Raw genomic sequence first — 18158 nt, 5'->3', positions numbered from 1 at the left:
AAATTAAAAAATTCTTAATATTCTTTTTATTCTGATTAATAATGACAATTGAAATGGTTTTCATTGGATAGGGTGGGTGTAAGTGCCTGTGAAAGTGATTTTCATATGTATTCCTTCATAAATAAAAAGGGGGGTGTGTGGGCTAACACTATGAAAACATGAATCCGCCTTCTTGTCTATACATCTTATAAAAATATTATTCATTTAATAGTATTTTGGGGAGCGAAATATATTTCGTAAACCCTTATTCACAAAGGGTCCCGGTCGATTTAATCAAGTAAAACGTCTATACTTGTAAGCAGTAGATCTGGAAGGAGACTCACATGAAAAAAGATATACAGCTTATCGCTTTAGATATGGATGGCACACTTCTCAGAAATGATCACAGCGTGTCTGATAAAAATAGAGAGGCAATTAAAGCGGCACAGGAACAGGGCAAAGCAGTCATGGTCAGTACAGGACGTCCTCTTTTATATGCTGAAAAGATTGTTGACTCTCTGAAGCTCTCCACTTACCTGATTACAGTGAATGGAGGGGAGATCTGGAGTCCGGATCGCGCCCTGATTGAAAGAACAATGATTGATTCATCTCACGTTGAGTTTATGCTGGACATGGCATTAAAACACGACACACATTACTGGTCTTCAACAGTAGAAGGCGTATTTAATAGAAATACAACTTTCCCACAAAATATTCACGATTTTCAGTGGCTGAAATTCGGGTTTGATATAAAAGATGATCATGTCCGGGAACTGATCTGGAAAGAGTTATCAAAGCGTGAAGAGCTTGAAGTGACGAATTCAAGTCTGACAAATATAGAAGTCAATGCAGCTGGCATCAATAAAGCTGCTGCCATTCGCAAAGTCTGTAAAAAATTGAACATCAGTATGGATGAGGTCATGGCAGTGGGAGACAGTCTGAATGATCTGGCGATGATCAAAGAATCAGGCATTGGCATAGCGATGGAGAACGCTCAGCCAAAAGTAAAAGAAGCAGCTGACTGGGTGACTCATTCAAATGAAAATCATGGCGTCGCAGAGGCAATTAGACGCTTTGTGCTCAAATGATGGTTTATTTCTTTCGGAAACGGAAATAACAAAGAATGTGACTTTTAAAATGCGCATGTATATACTTGATTTGAATTTTCACATTCGAAAGGAGTTTTTCACATGGATATCGTTACATTAAACAATGGACTGAAAATGCCGCAGATCGGACTTGGCGTATGGCAGGTTGAAGATCACCAGACAGGCGTTGACTCAGTAAAGAAAGCAATCGAAACAGGTTACCGCTCAATCGACACAGCCATGATCTACAAAAATGAAGAGGCTGTCGGACAGGGTATCCGCGAAGCGGGCGTGCCCCGTGAAGAGCTGTTCATCACAACAAAAGTATGGAACGCAGACCAGGGTTATGACAGCACGCTTGAAGCTTTGGAAACTAGCCTTGAGAAGCTTGGACTCGACTACGTGGATCTGTATCTGATTCACTGGCCGATGCCTGAAAAAGATAAATATGTAGAAACGTATAAAGCGCTTGAAAAGCTGTATGAAGACGGCAAAGTAAAAGCGATCGGCGTATGTAACTTTGAAATTGAGCACCTGCAGCGCCTGATGGATGAGTGCACAGTAAAACCTGTCCTGAACCAGGTAGAGTGCCACCCATACCACGGACAGCATGAGCTGAAGGAATTCTGTGCGAAGCACGACATTTTCCTTGAAGCATGGAGCCCGCTTATGCAGGGTGGAGAAGTACTTGAAGACGATATTATCCGTAATATCGCTGAAAAGTACGGTAAAGAGCCTGCTCAGGTTGTCATCCGCTGGCACCTTCAGTCAGGCAGCATTGTCATTCCGAAGTCAGTAACACCATCACGCATCGAATCAAACTTCGACGTTTTCGACTTTGCTTTGACTGAAGACGAACTGAAAAGTATCAATGCGCTTGACCGCGGCGAACGCAAGGGTCCGCATCCGAATGAAATGAATAAAGAATAAATGATTGATAAACCCGGGAGCTTAAATGCTTCCGGGTTTTTATCTGAACAAAAGCTTTTTTAATAAAGTGATTATACGATAAATGATTATATAAGTTTGATAGCTGACAGCGTCATATTACTAGTAATCCAGGAGAGGTGAGCGGAGCGGAGGACGGCGACTCCAGCAGAAGAAGCAGGGGAGGTCAAATGGGGCCAAAAAATGTTCCGCCGAAGCGAAGTGAAATTTTACATTACATTCATTACAAATAGTAGGTAAATATCATTATTTACCATTACGATGCACTTCAGATTGTTTTAACAATTCAAAGACAGGGTATTTCCAAACTATGTTGAAAAATTCAGAACGACTCTAGAGGAGGAACTACCATGTCAAAAACATTTGTTGAAACATTCCATTCAGAACAGGATGTTCTAAAGAAAATCGAAGACCTTAAACTTCAGGGATACAAAGAAAGCGATATGTACGTTGTCGCACGTGATAAAGATGAATTGTCTCTAGTTAGAGGGCGTACAGACGCAGATATTGAAGCAGTTGAAGGAAACTGGTGGGATAAATTCAAAGCATTTGTTGCAGGAGATTCTTCTGTAAGAGAAGCATTTGACCGTATGGGAATGGAGAAAGAAGATGCAGAACGGTATTATGATGAAGTGCGAAACGGTGCATTTTTATTATATGCCGATAGTGCTTATGCGGATGAAAACGATGATTATGTAAGTCCGGCAGCCGGTGGACTTGACCCGGATTCACGTGCAGATCATCAGGTGAGCGGAACGAATTTTACAGAGGACCAGACCCACAGCCGTACGTCAGCTGCTGAAGGTGCCGGCAGACCGCTAGCTGAACGAACAGATCATAACACTGCAGGCGTAGACCATAACCGCGCGCTGGGTGACCGAGACCGTTATGTTGACCCGAATATTGATAATCCGGAACCGACACAGCCGGTCAATGACAGCAGAGAAGACGTGATCAGAGCTGAAGAACAGCGGACACCTAACCATTCCGGACATAAGGATGCCGCTGCAGCAGATCGTCATGATCAAGATGCTGAAGAATACCGTGCGCCAGATGACCGCGGTAAAATTCTTGAGCCTTCTGAGCATGATAAGCGGCAATATGGCGGTGGTCAGGGAGAAGAAGAGTTTTCACCTGACGCAGTAGATGCGGGCACGCCGCGCGGTCAGGTAAGACCGGATCAGCCGAACTATCAGGGAGATCCGTCTGGTAAGCATCGTCATGAAGAGGTTGAACCACCGGAAGAGCATGGTGGAGCGGATAACAAACGCCGTGTTGTGGACGGACAGGAATCGGTATGGGTAGACAAAAGTCAGTCTAACAGTGACAGACACGTAGAAGCTGAGGCTGACAGTAAGGGCCGTCTGCGTGGCCAGGAAGACATTTCTGAGCAGAACCCGAATGAACATGCCCATCAGGAGCATCCAGGCGAGGAAACAACGCTGCGCGACCGTGATCGTGCAAAGTCTTCTCATGATCCAAAGCTTGATAAAGAAGAACAGGAACGCAGGTTGTTAATGGAAGAGAATCATTTTAGAAATAAAGATCGTATATAATCAGTGGAGAATGAACCCGGAGCGGGCAGAGATGCCTGTGTCCGGGTTTTTTGTTGTTTTAAAATATTGGAGTGGTCGGGCTGGGTCAAATTACACTATTTCGGGGACAGGAGATGAAATCTTCTGAACCATCAGCGACATTTCATGAACATCACGGGTAATCTCCGGAACCACATATGTAATCTCCGGAACATTAAACATAATCTTCGGAACCAGCATCTCCCCAAAAATCCCAAACAAAAAAACGCGCCAATCAGCGCGTTTTTTTCGAGAAACCTTCCTGATCCAGGTAGGATGCAGCTTCATCATATGTGGTGAAAATGCCGTCAAGCATATCATCAGCATAGACGCTCCACGTATCAGCATCTTCACGTGTCAGTATCAGTTCCTGACCGTTTGAATTGACCCATGGTTCGTCTGTGAAAGGTTCAAAGTCAGCGAGTTCTTCAGTCATCAGAGAATCAATTGACGCTGCGATGATGCTGCGCAGATCCTCTTCACTGCAATCACGGATATTTGTCATTCCTTTAGCGTCAGATGGGTAATCATCCAGATGAGCAGTATAGACAAAGCCGTTTCCGTTAGGGTGAAGGTGGTAGACAACCGTTTTCTTTTCACGGATGCTTCCTTCAAAATGAAAATTAACACGTCCAAGCGATACGTTATGCCGCGCTAATTCTTCAAATGATTCAATGATCTCAAGCTTTTCTTCAAAAGTAAGCATGTAGTCTGCCTCCGTTCGTTAATAGATGCCGTTTATTATAGCATATTGTACAGATATCACCATATGAGAGTGATTTTATGAGTGCTCAGGAAAAAGCGGCTGAGATGGATTGTCTCAGCCGCAGCAATTATTTTCCCATCAATGCAACAAGCAAAGCTTTCTGCGCATGCAGTCTGTTTTCTGCTTCCTGAAAGACAACTGAATGCTTACCTTCAAGAATGGCTGTGCTCACTTCTTCCTCGCGGTGGGCAGGGAGACAGTGCATGAAAATATAGTCAGGGTCTGCGTGTGCTGCGAGGGACTCGTTAACCTGAAAGCCTTCAAACGCCTTCAGTCGTGCTTCCTGTTCCGCTTCCTGGCCCATACTTGCCCAGACATCGGTGTAGATGACGTGAGCGCCTGCTGTGGCTGCTGCCGGATCGTGTGTAACGGTGATATCCGCACCGGTTTTCGCGCCTTCAGCCTGTGCATATGCAAGAATCTCCTGATCGGGCTCGTAGCCTGCCGGACAGGCGAGTGTGAAGTGCATACCCATTTTTGCAGCACCGATCATCAGCGAGTGCGCAACGTTATTGCCGTCCCCGATATACGCCATTTTTTTATGCTTAAATGACCCGAATGTCTCATGAATGGTGAGCAGATCCGCAAGCGTCTGACATGGGTGGTAATCATCAGTCAGTCCATTGATTACAGGAATTGAACTATTTTCAGCAAGCTCAGAAACCGTGCTTTGTGCAAATGTACGGATCATAATACCATCAAGATAGCCTGACAGGACGCGCGCTGTATCAGCAATCGTTTCGCCGCGTCCCATCTGGATATCTCTTGTGCTCAGGTACATCGCATGTCCGCCAAGTTGCAGCATGCCAGCTTCGAATGATACGCGTGTACGGGTCGATGACTTCTCAAAGATCATCCCGAGCACTTTCCCCTGTAAAAGAGGGAGGTGCTTATTTTCGGGTTTTTTCAGTTCAGCTGCAAATTCAATTAACTCTAATATTTCGTTGGATGTATAGTCTCTTAACGTCAGCAGATCTTTATGCTGAAGTGTAGGAATGAGCATATTCATACGAAAACTCCTTTTTTGGGAAGTGTGTTGAAAAATGCTTCCGCAGTTTCTTTTCTTGTCCAGACATGCAAGCGGTGGATCGCTGCCGTTCTGATCAGATCAGGATCACCCTCAAGTGAAATCACCGCTTTTTTATCATCGCGGTCCATCCATCTAGAGAAATCGGCTGTTTCAGGTGTGTAGACTAAAAAGCCTTTTTCCTGCCAGGACTTAATTAGTCCGGTTTCCTGCTGATCTGTAATATAGATGCTGCCGCCGCTCCATAAGTCAGCGAGCTGCTGGCTTGAACCGGATAATGCCTTTTTCATTGCGATTTCAGGGTCTCTGTCAGAAGCCATGACTTCACCCGTGGATGTCATCATAGGTGTCAGCTCAGGAGACAGCCCTGGCAGCTTAATATGTGAGAAGACAGGCGCTTTGACTGTAAAGCCGCGCTGTCCGTTAAAAATTTGTGAGATGCCGAGTTCATTCAGCTTTTTGCCAAGCATGATAGATGTTGCATGCTGAACGAGTGGAACATTCGTTGATTTACTGCTGATCGGCACCGTTCTTGAAGCACGCGGGTTAATTTCTATGACATATAGTCCGCTGTCCTGGCATACGAACTGAATATTGAAAAGTCCCTTGAAATCGAGCTTCTTCGCAATATGAACCGCTGTATCACATACCTGATCAAGCATCGAAGCTGAGAGTGACAGAGGCGGAGTGATTGCAATACTATCGCCTGAATGGACGCCGGTTCCTTCAATATGCTCATAGACAGCTGCGACCCAGGCAGTTTTTCCATCAGACAGGACATCAACTTCAGTTTCTTTCCCCTGAATAAATTTATCAACAAGGACCGGGTATTCAATCTGCGCTGAAGCTAAATAGGCTTCGAGTTCTTCATCGCTGTTCAGCTTGATCATTCCGCTGCCACCAATCACATAAGAAGGACGTAACAGAATCGGATAATTCAGGTCATCTGCAGCCTGCCAGACTTCTGCCGGCTGGTTCGCAGTAAATCCCGGAATCACCGGCAGTCCTGCGTTTTTTAAAAATGTGTAGAAGCGGTCGCGGTCTTCCATCTCATCCAGAATGTCAGAAGTGGAACCGAGCAGGTTATACCCTGCATCTTCAAGCTCTTTTGCTACATTAATAGACGTCTGCCCGCCAAACTGCACGATGACTGCAGTGATACCTTCAAATTCAAGCACGTTCATAATATCTTCAGCACATAGCGGTTCGAAATAGAGCGCATCTGCGACTTCATAATCCGTGCTGACCGTTTCAGGGTTGTTATTGATCAGGACTGCTTCATAACCCATTTTCTGCAGTGCAAGCACGCTGTGAACGCAGCAGTAGTCGAACTCAATTCCCTGCCCGATACGGATCGGACCTGAACCAATGACAGCAACTTTCGGTTTGTTGCTGCTACGCGTATCAGAAGAGCCGCTCCACGTTGAGTAAAAGTAATTCGTCTTCGCTTCAAACTCAGCTGCACACGTATCAACCATTCTGTATGAAGGCGTAATCTGCCACTTTTCACGCTGCTTTTTGATCAGGGAAACGGGCACATTCCAGCAGCCTGCAAGCTGCTTGTCGGTGAAACCAAGTTTTTTCGCTGCGAACAATTTCTCCTTTGTCACTTCAGGCCAGGCAAGCTCTTCATAAGAGCATTGCGCCTGAACAAGTCTTGATAACACGGATAGATAATAAAGTGAAATTTTTGTCCACTCATGCAGTGTAGAGGTTGAAATGCCTCTTTTTAAAAGCTCAAATATTGCAAACAGTCTGCGGTCATCCGGCTCTTTCACAAGTGTTTCAAGCTCCTTTGTCTCGAACTGTGACAAAGCAGGGAGGAAGAGGCCGTCAATTTTCTGATCAAGTGAACGGATCGCTTTTTGAAAAGCCGCTTCGATTGAACGTTCAATCGCCATCACTTCACCCGTTGCTTTCATCTGCGTACCAAGCTTACGGTTCGCACCGGTAAACTGGTCAAACGGCCAGCGCGGAATTTTAACAGTAACGTAATCCAGTGCAGGCTCAAAGCTCGCAAATGTCGTTCCAGTCACCGGGTTTTTCAATTCGTGCAGGTAATAACCGACTGCAAGTTTTGCAGCAAGGCGTGCAATCGGATAGCCGGTCGCTTTTGATGCAAGGGCAGATGAGCGGCTCACACGCGGATTCACTTCAATCAGGAAATAATCACCGCTTGATGGGTGCAGCGCGAACTGGATATTGCATCCGCCGACAATGCCGAGCGCTTCAATAATCTTAATTGAAGACGTTCTGAGCATATGATATTCCTTATCGTGCAGCGTCTGACTCGGCGCTGTCACAATCGAATCCCCTGTATGCACACCCACCGGATCAAGGTTTTCCATATTACAAATCGTGATGCACGTACCTGCTGCATCACGCATCACTTCATATTCAATTTCCTTGTAGCCTGCAATGCTCCTTTCAACAAGACACTGATGGATCGGACTTGCTGAAAGTCCCTGCTTGACGAGGGTCAGGTAAGTTTTCTGATCAGAAGCAATCCCTCCGCCAAAGCCGCCAAGTGTGTAAGCCGGGCGCACGATAATCGGGTAGCCGCACGTATCAGCGAATGCCAGTGCTTCTTTTTCGTTATAAATGATCTCACTGTCCGGAACGGGTTCATTCAGTTCTTTCATCAGTGAGCGGAAAGCATCGCGGTCTTCAGCTTTTTTAATAGAGTGAATATCCGTGCCGAGAAGCTTGACGCCATACTCATCTAAAACGCCCTGATCAGTCAGTGCCATTGCAAGGTTCAGCCCGGTCTGACCGCCAACTGTAGCAAGCAGTCCGTCCGGTTTTTCCTTTTCAAGAATTTCTTTCACGCTTTCAACTGTCAGCGGCTCAAAATACACGCGGTCTGCAGTCGTTTCATCTGTCATAATCGTTGCCGGATTATTATTGATCAGAATAACTTCGATCCCTTCTTCGCGAAGAGCGGTGCAGGCTTGAGTGCCTGAATAGTCAAACTCAGCGGCCTGACCGATTACAATCGCACCGGATCCGATTACAAGTACTTTTTTAATTTCCTGCTGTTTAGGCATGTTGTGACACCTTCTTTTCCTGTTGAATCAGATTAAAAAATGAATCAAATACTTCATGATGCTCAGCCGGACCCGGTGAAGCCTCCGGGTGGAACTGAACAGTCAATAGCGGGAGATTCTTATGCTGCAGACCTTCCACGCTGCTGTCATTTACATTTGTATATAAAATGTCTACGTTTGCCGGGATAGAACCTTCCTTTACAACGTAGCTGTGATTTTGCGAACTCATGCTGACGCGCTTCGTTTTAACATTCATAACAGGGTGATTTGCGCCGCGGTGACCAAACGCCAGCTTTTCAGTTGAAGCACCAAAAGCAATCGCGAGCAATTGATGACCAAGACAGATCCCGAGTGTCGGATAAGCATTAGCCCATGCGCGATAATCATCAATTTTATGCATAAGAGATGCAGGGTCACCAGGTCCATTAGAAAACAGCAATCCATCCAATGAGGTACTCATCAATTCACTTGTGGATACCGTATACGGAAATACAGTCACCTTGCAGCCACGGTCTAACAGCGCCTGTAAAATGGACTTTTTATAACCGAAATCAATCAGTCCGATATGAGGAGAACCTTGCCCGTAAGTAACGGCCTCTTTCGCTGTCACATGCGGCACAACAAATGTGCGGATTGGCTCCCAGGCAGGAAGCGGCTTCCCTTCAAGCTGCATCACCGCCTGCATCGTACCGTCTTCGCGGATTGTCTGAATGACAGAGCGTGTATCCACGCCCGTCATAATGGGGACGTTATGCATCACAGCAAATTCTAAAAGTGAAATCCCGCGTTCAAGCGTACCTTCATACAATTCAGTCACAACTATGCCCGCGGGTTGGATATCAGCTGATTCAAGATGCAGATTCTGAATCCCGTATTGGCCCATCAGCGGGTAGGAAAATACAATGATCTGTCCGTAATAGGATGGATCTGTGAGCACTTCCTCGTAGCCTGTCATCCCTGTGAAGAAGACGATTTCTCCCTGTACGTCTTTAACCGCGCCTTTCCATGATCCTTCGAATGACTGTCCGTTCGACAGTGACAGCGTTCCTTTCATGAGAACCGCCTCCTTAGTGTTGAATATAGTAATCGCTTATGATTTCCGTTGCAGGCGGATGCTTTCCGGGGGAACGGCGGTGAGCCTCCTCACGCTGCGCGCTGCGGGGTCTCACCTGTCCGTTTTATCCCCCTGGAGTCACCGCCTTCCACTTCAATCAACGCTTTTGGATAAATATAAAATCAATTGTATTATTATTCATAAGGGTTAATAAGAATACTGTCCGGGAAGGTGGCTTCCGGGACAGTTTGTATTTAACTTTGGTTGGGTGGATCGCGATCAATTGGTCAGATGATCTGGGTCAAATGACATGATTTTCTGAACCGGTGATGAAATTTCATGAACCTGGCATGTAATCTCATGAACACCATCCGAAATTTCCTGAACACCATGCATAATTTCCTGAACATACGAACAAATCTCATGAACAACAAAAACCCTCAACTAACCGTATACTCAACCTGCATCATCGTCTTCTCCAACAAAGAAGCTGCCTGTTTACACTCTTCATAACTGACAGTCAGCGGCGGAAGGAGTCTGATCACATTTGGTCCGGCCGGTACAAGCAACAACCCATTTTCTTCTGCTTTTTTCACAATCGACGCAGCGTCTGTGCTGAGGACGATGCCGAGCATCAGACCCTGACCGCGGACACATGTGACGTTAGATAGTCCGAATAGTGAAGCGAGCTGTTCACGCAGGTACGCTCCCTTTTGCCGGACTTCCTCAAGAAATGCTTCCTGAAACACATGGTCAACGACAGTCTGTGCCGCTGTAACGGCAAGCGGGTTGCCGCCATAAGTGGAACCGTGCGTTCCCGGTCCGAAATGGTCAGCTAATGCTTCAGAGCCGAGAATCGCGCCGATAGGGAAACCGCCGCCAAGCCCTTTTGCGAGTGTCACAATATCAGGCTTGAGTGGTGTCTGTTCAAAAGCGTAACGGCTGCCAGTGCGGCCGATGCCGGTCTGGACTTCATCAATAATAATTAAAACCCCGTTTGACTCACACAGCTGCTGAAGCGCTTCAGCGAAGTCAGGGTCAATCGGATTGACGCCGCCTTCACCCTGAATCATTTCGAGCATGACAGCTGCTGTGTCTTCATCAATGGCTTCTTTTAGAGCTTCCTGATCATTAAAAGGAATCGTTCTGAACTCAGGCATGAGCGGTCCAAAACCTTCTTTGACTTTATCCTGGCCGGTTGCAGCCATCGCACCGGTCGTTCTGCCGTGGAACGACTGTTCAAATGTGATGATCACATGCTTTCCTGTTGCTTTTCTGGCAAGTTTAATCGCTGCTTCATTCGCTTCCGCACCGCTGTTACAAAAAAGCGCGCGTGAAAGGGCAGTATCTTTTACAAGGTCAGCTGCCAGTTTTTCCTGAGCAGGGCTTTCAAACAGGTTTGAGATATGCCAGAGATTTTCAGCCTGTGCCTGGATCGCACTCACCATTTTCGGGTGGCAGTGGCCGAGACTGACCACTGCGATGCCACTGGTGAAATCAAGGTAGCTTTTACCCTGATCATCCCATACGATAGTGCCTTCGCCTTTGACAATATGAAGGGAACGCCTTGCATAATTTTGAAACAGTGCACTCATCTGACTGCCACCTCCTTTAAAATGGTTGTACCTTCAAGCATTTCATTGACAATCCGGACAGCAGGAATACCGCTTTGAAGGCATCCGGCCGCTGCCTGAACTTTTGGGATCATGCCGCCGTAGATCGTACCGTCTTCAATCCAGCCGCTGATCTCGTCAGGACTGGTTGTAGAAACGGATGTACCGTTTACTTTTATGCCTGGTGTATCAGTCACAAATAACAGCTCATCTGCGCCGACAGCAGCCGCTACTTTTTCAGCGGCTGTGTCAGCGTTAATATTGAGCGCCTGCCCCTCAGCAGTACTGCCAATACATGAAATAACCGGCAAAGCACCACTTAGCATATTGAGTATGGAAGGATCTACTTTCTCAATTTTTCCGACAAAACCATATACACTTTTATCTAAAAAGGATGCTTCAATCAGACTGCCATCAAAGCCGTTCAAGCCGACTGCTCTGATATCAGCCTGCCCGAGCTGATGGACGATCCATGGATTGACTGAGCCGATCAGCGTTGTCTGAACAAGTGTAATGGCTTCTTCGGGTGTAACACGCAAGCCGTTAATGACTGGTGTTTGTATGCCAGCTTCCTCAAGCGTGCGATTAATGGCGGGTCCGCCACCATGCACGATGATCACACGCTTTCCGTTTTGAATCATTTGATGAATGCCTTTGAAAAAGTCAGCGGTCAGCCGTTCGAGTAAACTGCCGCCGAGCTTGATCACGACTGTCTCAGGTTCTGTAGCTTGCGTTGATCTGTACGTAGTCATAAGTCAGATCACACCCCCATGCCAGTCCTTTTCCATCACCCTGATTTACATTTACTTTGAGTTTGATTTCCGGCTGCTTTAAATACTCAGTCAGTTCATCTTCTGAGAATGCGAGCGGCTCACCTTCACGGACAACAGGCGTGGAGCCGATTAAGATCTCCACTTCCTCAGGATCAATCGTCATACCGCTGTATCCGACGGCTGCTAAAATACGTCCCCAGTTGGCGTCACAACCGAATGCCGCTGTTTTCACAAGCGGTGATCCAACAACGGTTTTAGCGATTTTACGGGCTTCCTCATCGTTCTTAGCGCCGTTTACTTCAACTTCAATCAGCTTCGTCGCACCCTCGCCGTCTTTCGCGATCATCTTTCCAAGGTCTTCACAGACGTGGAGCAATGTCTGAACAAATACTTTCCAGTCAGGGTGTGATGGCGTGAGCGTCTTGTTTTCTGCAAGACCATTCGCCATGACAAGTACCATATCATTCGTTGAGGTATCCCCATCGACTGTAATTGAGTTGAACGAGCGGTCTACTACTGACTTTAAAGCACCATGCAGGTGATCTGATTCAATCGCTGCATCAGTTGAAATAAAACCAAGCATTGTAGCCATGTTCGGGTGAATCATCCCGGATCCTTTTGCAGTGCCTGCAACAGTCACTGTTTTACCATCAATATCCACTTTATATGCTGTATTTTTCGAAACAGTATCAGTCGTTAAGATCGACTGTGAAAAATCGATTGAGCCCTTTAATCCGGCTGTCGGCTCTAATTTTGGGATGCCATATTTTAAGCGGTCCATCGGCAGCTTCTCACCGATCACACCTGTCGAAGCGACGCCTACAAGGTGTGATTCGATATTTAAAAGATTCGCTGTTAAATGCTGCATTGTCTGTGCATCCACATAACCCTGCTTCCCGGTACAGGCATTGGCATTACCTGAATTCACGATGATTGCCTGCATTTTCTTTTCAACAGCCAGCGCTTCTTTTGTGACTTTTAGAGGGGCGGCCTGAACCGCGTTTGTCGTATACACACCCGCAGCATTTGCAGGCACCTCGCTGACGAGCAGCGCAAGATCGTTCTTTTTATGTTTAATACCGCAGTGAAGACCTGCAGCTTTAAATCCGATTGGCGAAGCAATATTATTCCCTGAAATCTTCTTAATCGATGGATAGACAGTTGTCATACTATAAGATTCCTCCTTCAGATAAAAGCGGAAGGCGCTTGGCCAGCTGCGACAAGCATAAGGCGCGGAACGAAAAAGGGCGATCTTTCCCTTTATCGTTCAGTGACTTATGACTCGAGCAGCTAGCGCCTGGAGCTGGATAAATTTTGTTATTCACAACTTAAGCTGAACCTTGGAGTGAAGGACGGCGACTCCTGCGGAAAAACGATCGTGAAAGGCCCCGCAGGGCAGTGGTTTTCTGCCCGGCCTGAGCGTTCGTCCGCGGAAAGCGTAGTTCTTCACGAAAAGGTGAAGCGATTCTTGAATCAAATCCTAATAGTTAACTAAATATACGAAGGGACTAAATCAAGTCCTTCTGATTCTTTAAATCCAAATTGAACGTTCATATTCTGGATCGCCTGCCCGGCTGCACCTTTTACGAGGTTATCAATGACTGAGACGATCGTGGCGCGGTTAGTCCGTGGGTCCACGTGAATTTGAAGGTCGCAGTAATTTGATCCATATACCTGGTTCGTGCTGAATTTCGGTCCGGGTGGCATCACTCTGACAAATGTTTCGTTCCGGTAACTGTCCTCATAACATTCCTGCAGCTGCTTTTTTGTTACACCGTCAGCAAGCGGTGCATAAGCGGCTGCCAAGATTCCCCGCGTCATTGGCACGAGGTGCGTGCTGAAGGTGATGGGTCGTGTCTTCTCCGCGAACCGGGCAAGGCCGGTTTCGATTTCAGGGATATGCTGATGCTTATTCACTTTATATATTGATAGACTCTCATTTGTTTCGCTGAAATGAGTCATCTGATTCGGCTTGTTTCCAGCGCCTGATACACCACTTTTAGCATCTATGATCAGGCTGTCTGTATCGATCAGTCCGTTTTTCACTGCCGGTAGCAGGCTGAGCAGCACGGCAGTCGGATAACAGCCCGGGTTTGCCACCATGAAAGCATCTTTTACTGCATCACGGTTCCATTCCGTCAGTCCATACACTGCTTTTTGAAGAGACGTTTCCGGTGCGGCATCTTTGCCGTACCACTCAGTGTAATCCTTCGCTGATAGCCGGTAATCGCCCGAGAGATCAATGATTCGTGGTCCTTTACCGATCAGAGGAGGCAGCAGCTTGCTCGTAACGCCGCTTGGTGTGCTTGTGAAAATTACATCCATTTTAGCTAAATGCTCAATTCTGATTTTATGAAGAGGGGTGTCATAAATATTCATTAGATATGAATATTTATGAGAAAATAACTCTCCTTCTTCAGAAGAAGTAAACAGGTCAATTGAAGAAATTCCGCTGTGACGATGTAAAAGTCTGATTAACTCAAGACCGCCATAGCCGGTTGCACCTATAATTCCAACTTTCACATCCATCACTCCAAAAAAATATGTTAGGCATATTATAGGTATGTATAAAAATAAAATCAACCGTATTTTTATAAAATGTTGTGCAATTCAGTTAATGGTAACGCTTACAACATAGATAGCAGTAGGAAGAAAGTTTTTTATGTTCTTTATTAATCTGTTAAGCCCTGCGGATATCTTTCCAGGGTTCAATTCGTTAAAATAATAGGAAGTAAACAAGTCAGAGGAGGGGTTTCCTATCAGCCGTATTGCATCGCAGCCGTATATTATGATCACGCGCAAAATTGAATGGGAAGAACAGCATATTATCGAACACGAAAGTTTTCTTCATCTGTATCCTCAAAAATTGACTGATGACTCCAACGAATTTTATTTCCACGAGATTCTGGATCTTTCCTATAAAGAAAGCATGAGAAGTTTCGGACTGCTCTATGTTCATACGACAAAAGGGCTTTTTCCTTATAAAGTGAGAGAGAATCCAATTTCATTTATCAGAATTGTTGAAGAAAAGATAAAGGAGATGAAGGGATGAGTTTTCAGTTTGAAGGCATTGATCACGTGCAGTTAACAGCTCCTGCAGGAAGTGAAGATGAGGCTCGCCGTTTTTATACTGATCTGCTGGGGTTGAAAGAAACACCTAAGCCTGTTAACCTTCGTGGGAATGGCGGGTGCTGGTTTTTGTGTGGACATCAGGAAATTCACATCGGCCGTGAAGAGCCGTATACGCCTCCGAGAAAGGCGCATCCGGCGTTTGTTGTGAAAAACCTTGAGCAGCTCCGCATCCGATTGACTGAGGAGAACATATCCATTCAGGAAGAACAGCCAATTGAAGGAAGGACCCGGTTTTTTGTGAGGGATCCTTTTGGCAATAAATTAGAATTTCTTGAATATCACGTTTAAGTTGATAGAAACAGAGGTAAACAGGCTTTTTGCTGCCAGCCTTTGACAAAAGTGCTCAAGTGTGAAAAGATGAGAACAACAGATCGCAATCTGTTGAACGAAAGTGTTTTTTGTAAGGAGCGTATTTAGTTCAAAGTTTAATAGAGAGTACAAGTGACCGTTCTGTTTATGGAATGAAAATGTAAGGAGGTCATCAGCATGCAGCGCATCATGATTATTGAAGATAACGCTGACCTTCGCCTGGATCTCACAGAACAGGTTTCAGACCTGGGGTATCAATCCATACCGGTCACAGATTTTGAACGGATTATAGAGCATTTCATCGAAGAAAAACCAGACTTGGTGCTCTTGGATGTGAAACTGCCTTTTTTCGACGGATTTTACTGGTACCGTCAAATCAGAGAGTATTCCAAATGTCCGATTGTCTATCTGTGGCATCATGAAGATGCAACAAGAGGGTTACAACTGGCAAGAGAAGGACGAAAGACTACTGGAGACATATTGCCGCTGACGTCGGAAATGTTAAGAAATACATTGACCCAGCATTTAAAAAATAGATTAAGATAAATGATGAACTCCCGCGCAGAAGCCTGGGGGTTTTTCTTTTGTGAACGAGGAGGCTGAGTGATTATTGCCCCAAATCCTTTACAGCTTCAAGTTCCATCAATTGTGAAACAAATCTCTACTTTCATACGTATCTAAGCTATAGAAGAAACGGGGTGTCTGGAATGAAAAAAGAACATATTGCGCTGATTGCAGGGATTGTTTTTGTAGTCGGGACTGGCGCAGCGATGATCTATCTGGAAAGCCAGTGGTTGAATGTGATGGTGTATCCGATAATGGCAATTGGAATGGGGCCGTATTTTTACATAAGATCTAAAGAAAAAGAAGCGAGGTGGCTATCAGAGGCTGCTGAGCTTGAAGGGCGCTCGCTGCTCGATGAGAAGGAATGGATCTTTGAGTTTACTGGCAGTTCTTATGCGGCGCTGACGATTGTGAATAAGGATGGGGAATATACCGGTAATTATAAAATTGTAAATTTGCCGCTTTGGAAAAGAGCAATTTCTATCTTTTTCCCGGGGATGGATGCATATTACGCTTTTACAGGAGGCATCTTTACCTCTCATAATGAACCTGCTGTGGCTTTTCAAAAGAGAAAAGAAGATGGCCGGAATGTCCTGGAGATAAGGAATCACAAAGGTGAAACAGCGGGCTTTTATAAAGAAGAGAAAAAACTGACGAGAACGAACGGTTCGATCTATACAGCTGATGGAGAACTGTTGTGTGATGTGAAGTCGAAGTCGAAAATGGGAGATTTTAATTTAAGGACTGTAGATGACCGCTTTTTTGCTTCTTATATGCATGGATATTTCGATTACGCAATGAAGCCGCAGTTTCAGAAATCCAGCGGACAGGATCTGGTAAAAGTAGGTGAAGAGCTTTCGGATAATGAAAAAACACTTGCCGCGGCAGTTGTCTGCTACTGGATGAGTTATCTGCAGCGCGGAAACTGATAGAGGTGAGCTGAATGGAAAAAGCAATGTTTGCAGGCGGATGTTTCTGGTGTCTGGTCAGGCCGATTCAGGAACGGGAAGGTGTCTTAAAAGTAATATCAGGCTATACAGGCGGGTCAGCAGAGGATGCTGTCTATTCGAAGGTGAAGAATGGCGGTACAGGCCATGTGGAGGCTGTTTATATTGAATATGACCCGGAGCGGATTTCTTATCGTGAGCTGCTTAATATTTATTGGCCGTTGACAGATCCAACTGACGCAGAAGGACAGTTTTCTGATCGTGGTGATGCGTACCGGTCGATTATTTTTACTTATACAGATGATCAGAAGCAGGAGGCGCTTCAGTCGAGAAGTGACCTTGCTGAAAGCAGCCGCTTTGAGCAGCCGATTGTAACTGAAATCAGGGAAGCGGGCACCTTTTATCCGGCAGAAGACTTTCACCAGGACTTTGATCTGAAAAACAGTTTCCGTTACGCCCTTTACGTTCAGGGGTCAGGACGTGAAAAGTTTCAGCGTAAGTACTGGCCGAAAGACAGAACGCATTTGAAAGAAAGGCTGACAGAGATGCAGTATGTTGTCACCCAGGAGAATGGGACGGAGCCTCCTTATGAAAATGAGTACTGGGATAACGTACGTGAAGGAATTTATGTGGATATTGTATCGGGGGAACCGCTCTTTTCATCCCGTGATCAGTATGATGCAGGGTGTGGATGGCCTTCCTTTACAAAGCCGATTACTGATTCGATGGTAGAAGAAAAGTGGGATGTGTCTACAAAGAACACTCGCCGGGAGATCAGGAGCCGCCATGCTGATTCGCACCTCGGGCATGTATTCGAAGACGGCCCTGCTGATAAAGGCGGCATGAGATACTGCATTAATTCTGCAGCGCTCCGGTTTATCCCGAAAGAGCGGCTTGAAGAAGAAGGTTACGGCGATTTTATGATACTATTTGCATTAAAGAAAGATTAGAGGAGGACCTTCTGTTGAAAAACGCCAAGGTGGCTTTGCTGTTATTCGGAAGCCAGTTTTTTTATTTATTATTTCTGCCGGTCTGGTTTACGTTTTATGGCGTATCGCTGATGAATATTGAACAGGATGGTTCATTTGCAGGGCGGATGGTGCTATATGCGGTCGGGTCTTACCCGGTTGTGCTGATGGTGGCGATTGTGATCTCGTGGATGGCCTATCACCGCTACAACTGGAAGAGGATGCTGCTTGTGAACAGCCTCCCGATCGTATGGATTGCGCCGATTTTGTTTACGTTTATTTTTGCGACGATATTTAATGGGTAGTTGAGATGGGATCTGTTGATACAGCTCGAAAAATTTAAAGCTTCACTTTCCGGAAGGCTCAGCG

17 protein-coding genes are annotated in these 18158 nt (G+C 45.8%); 9 read left to right on the top strand and 8 right to left on the bottom strand.

Annotation, left to right across the window (positions count from 1 at the left end; translation table 11 throughout):
• Positions 1–323 precede the first annotated feature (323 nt).
• From JOD21_RS08465 to JOD21_RS08455, 3 genes are all read left to right on the top strand, one after another.
• Positions 324–1067, top strand: a complete 744-nt coding sequence (locus JOD21_RS08465; protein ID WP_204729196.1) for a Cof-type HAD-IIB family hydrolase — start codon at positions 324–326, stop codon at positions 1065–1067.
• Between the two features lie 102 nt (positions 1068–1169).
• A complete protein-coding gene (locus JOD21_RS08460; RefSeq protein WP_204729195.1) occupies positions 1170–1997 on the top strand; it encodes an aldo/keto reductase in 828 nt (275 codons plus the stop codon).
• Positions 1998–2365: 368 nt separating this feature from the next.
• The gene (locus tag JOD21_RS08455; protein ID WP_204729194.1) at positions 2366–3571 is read left to right on the top strand and encodes a YflT domain-containing protein; all 1206 of its coding nucleotides are present in this window, start codon (positions 2366–2368) and stop codon (positions 3569–3571) included.
• A gap of 253 nt (positions 3572–3824) precedes the next feature.
• On the opposite strand, the gene JOD21_RS08450 is transcribed toward JOD21_RS08455, so the two are convergent.
• The 8 genes from JOD21_RS08450 to argC form a co-directional block, all read right to left on the bottom strand.
• The gene (locus JOD21_RS08450; protein WP_204729193.1) at positions 3825–4295 is read right to left on the bottom strand and encodes a hypothetical protein; all 471 of its coding nucleotides are present in this window, start codon (positions 4293–4295) and stop codon (positions 3825–3827) included.
• Between the two features lie 127 nt (positions 4296–4422).
• Positions 4423–5364: an ornithine carbamoyltransferase gene (gene argF / locus JOD21_RS08445; protein WP_204729192.1), complete on the bottom strand. Its 942-nt coding sequence runs from the start codon at positions 5362–5364 to the stop codon at positions 4423–4425.
• Positions 5361–8429, bottom strand: coding sequence for a carbamoyl phosphate synthase large subunit (locus tag JOD21_RS08440; RefSeq protein WP_204729191.1), 3069 nt, complete (start codon positions 8427–8429; stop codon positions 5361–5363). Before JOD21_RS08440 ends, argF begins: the two co-directional genes overlap by 4 nt.
• The gene (locus tag JOD21_RS08435) at positions 8422–9483 is read right to left on the bottom strand and encodes a carbamoyl phosphate synthase small subunit (RefSeq protein WP_204729190.1); all 1062 of its coding nucleotides are present in this window, start codon (positions 9481–9483) and stop codon (positions 8422–8424) included. The genes JOD21_RS08440 and JOD21_RS08435 overlap by 8 nt, the downstream gene beginning before the upstream one ends.
• 440 nt (positions 9484–9923) lie before the next feature.
• Positions 9924–11078 (bottom strand): acetylornithine transaminase, encoded by a 1155-nt coding sequence (locus JOD21_RS08430; RefSeq protein ID WP_204729189.1) that lies wholly within the window; start codon positions 11076–11078, stop codon positions 9924–9926.
• The gene (argB, locus tag JOD21_RS08425; protein WP_204729188.1) at positions 11075–11848 is read right to left on the bottom strand and encodes an acetylglutamate kinase; all 774 of its coding nucleotides are present in this window, start codon (positions 11846–11848) and stop codon (positions 11075–11077) included. Before argB ends, JOD21_RS08430 begins: the two co-directional genes overlap by 4 nt.
• On the bottom strand, positions 11811–13037 hold the full coding sequence (gene argJ / locus JOD21_RS08420; RefSeq protein WP_204729187.1) for a bifunctional ornithine acetyltransferase/N-acetylglutamate synthase: 1227 nt from the start codon (positions 13035–13037) through the stop codon (positions 11811–11813). Before argJ ends, argB begins: the two co-directional genes overlap by 38 nt.
• A gap of 323 nt (positions 13038–13360) precedes the next feature.
• Positions 13361–14392 carry an N-acetyl-gamma-glutamyl-phosphate reductase gene (argC, locus tag JOD21_RS08415; protein ID WP_204729186.1) on the bottom strand — a complete coding sequence of 344 codons (1032 nt, stop codon included), beginning with the start codon at positions 14390–14392 and terminating at the stop codon, positions 13361–13363.
• Between the two features lie 265 nt (positions 14393–14657).
• Here argC and JOD21_RS08410 point away from each other — a divergent pair, with 265 nt between their 5' ends.
• The 6 genes from JOD21_RS08410 (at position 14658) to JOD21_RS08385 (ending at position 18094) form a co-directional block, all read left to right on the top strand.
• Entirely contained in the window at positions 14658–14921 is a 264-nt protein-coding gene (locus JOD21_RS08410) for a hypothetical protein (protein ID WP_204729185.1), read from the top strand.
• Complete coding sequence (locus tag JOD21_RS08405) at positions 14918–15289, top strand: VOC family protein (protein ID WP_204729184.1); 372 nt, start codon at positions 14918–14920, stop codon at positions 15287–15289. Before JOD21_RS08410 ends, JOD21_RS08405 begins: the two co-directional genes overlap by 4 nt.
• A 198-nt stretch (positions 15290–15487) precedes the next feature.
• Complete coding sequence (locus JOD21_RS19445; protein WP_204729183.1) at positions 15488–15856, top strand: response regulator; 369 nt, start codon at positions 15488–15490, stop codon at positions 15854–15856.
• A 161-nt stretch (positions 15857–16017) separates the two neighbouring features.
• On the top strand, positions 16018–16803 hold the full coding sequence (locus JOD21_RS08395; RefSeq protein ID WP_204729182.1) for a hypothetical protein: 786 nt from the start codon (positions 16018–16020) through the stop codon (positions 16801–16803).
• Positions 16804–16817: 14 nt separating this feature from the next.
• Entirely contained in the window at positions 16818–17771 is a 954-nt protein-coding gene (gene msrB / locus JOD21_RS08390) for a peptide-methionine (R)-S-oxide reductase MsrB (protein WP_204729181.1), read from the top strand.
• Positions 17772–17785: 14 nt separating this feature from the next.
• On the top strand, positions 17786–18094 hold the full coding sequence (locus JOD21_RS08385) for a hypothetical protein (protein ID WP_204729180.1): 309 nt from the start codon (positions 17786–17788) through the stop codon (positions 18092–18094).
• Positions 18095–18158 lie beyond the last annotated feature (64 nt).

It is taken from the genome of Jeotgalibacillus terrae (assembly GCF_016908195.1).
In the GTDB taxonomy this organism is placed as follows: Bacteria; Bacillota; Bacilli; order Bacillales; family Jeotgalibacillaceae; genus Jeotgalibacillus; species Jeotgalibacillus terrae.
Note: the sequence above shows the minus strand (reverse complement) of the source record. Positions and strands in the feature narration are given on the sequence as shown.

Bases quoted from the DNA above. Each gene is read 5' to 3' on its own strand.
- JOD21_RS08465 (WP_204729196.1), top strand. From the start codon at position 324: ATGAAAAAAGATATACAGCTTATCGCTTTAGATATGGATGGCACACTT.
- JOD21_RS08460 (WP_204729195.1), top strand. From the start codon at position 1,170: ATGGATATCGTTACATTAAACAATGGACTGAAAATGCCGCAGATCGGA.
- JOD21_RS08455 (WP_204729194.1), top strand. From the start codon at position 2,366: ATGTCAAAAACATTTGTTGAAACATTCCATTCAGAACAGGATGTTCTA.
- JOD21_RS08450 (WP_204729193.1), bottom strand. From the start codon at position 4,295: ATGCTTACTTTTGAAGAAAAGCTTGAGATCATTGAATCATTTGAAGAA.
- argF (WP_204729192.1), bottom strand. From the start codon at position 5,364: ATGAATATGCTCATTCCTACACTTCAGCATAAAGATCTGCTGACGTTA.
- JOD21_RS08440 (WP_204729191.1), bottom strand. From the start codon at position 8,429: ATGCCTAAACAGCAGGAAATTAAAAAAGTACTTGTAATCGGATCCGGT.
- JOD21_RS08435 (WP_204729190.1), bottom strand. From the start codon at position 9,483: ATGAAAGGAACGCTGTCACTGTCGAACGGACAGTCATTCGAAGGATCA.
- JOD21_RS08430 (WP_204729189.1), bottom strand. From the start codon at position 11,078: ATGAGTGCACTGTTTCAAAATTATGCAAGGCGTTCCCTTCATATTGTC.
- argB (WP_204729188.1), bottom strand. From the start codon at position 11,848: ATGACTACGTACAGATCAACGCAAGCTACAGAACCTGAGACAGTCGTG.
- argJ (WP_204729187.1), bottom strand. From the start codon at position 13,037: ATGACAACTGTCTATCCATCGATTAAGAAGATTTCAGGGAATAATATT.
- JOD21_RS08410 (WP_204729185.1), top strand. From the start codon at position 14,658: ATGATCACGCGCAAAATTGAATGGGAAGAACAGCATATTATCGAACAC.
- JOD21_RS08405 (WP_204729184.1), top strand. From the start codon at position 14,918: ATGAGTTTTCAGTTTGAAGGCATTGATCACGTGCAGTTAACAGCTCCT.
- JOD21_RS19445 (WP_204729183.1), top strand. From the start codon at position 15,488: ATGCAGCGCATCATGATTATTGAAGATAACGCTGACCTTCGCCTGGAT.
- JOD21_RS08395 (WP_204729182.1), top strand. From the start codon at position 16,018: ATGAAAAAAGAACATATTGCGCTGATTGCAGGGATTGTTTTTGTAGTC.
- msrB (WP_204729181.1), top strand. From the start codon at position 16,818: ATGGAAAAAGCAATGTTTGCAGGCGGATGTTTCTGGTGTCTGGTCAGG.